General features: G+C 46.0%; 1 protein-coding gene. It reads left to right on the plus strand.

The window, feature by feature from the left end:
- The coding region (locus tag WKF69_RS18165; RefSeq protein ID WP_340383750.1) for a hypothetical protein at positions 1-272 on the plus strand (272 nt) is incomplete at both ends.

Raw genomic sequence — 272 nt, forward strand, 5'->3', positions numbered from 1 at the left:
AATACCTTGCCCGTCAGCCGCGTGCAATAGATAATTATAACGACCCTGTCTGGCCAAAAATCAAAACACCCTGGTTCTGGTCGCAACCATTATTCGGATACTACCTGGACACTGATGCCTGGGTATTGAGAAAGCATGCTGAAATGCTCGCCGATGCCGGCGTAGATGTGATCGTGTTTGATTGCACCAATGGAAACAATACCTGGAAAGAATCGTACAAAAAATTATGCGAAGTATTTACCCAGGCAAGAAAAGACGGAGTGAAAACCCCG

Origin of the sequence: Daejeonella sp. (assembly GCF_037719425.1) — a bacterium.
In the GTDB taxonomy this organism is placed as follows: Bacteria; Bacteroidota; Bacteroidia; order Sphingobacteriales; family Sphingobacteriaceae; genus Daejeonella.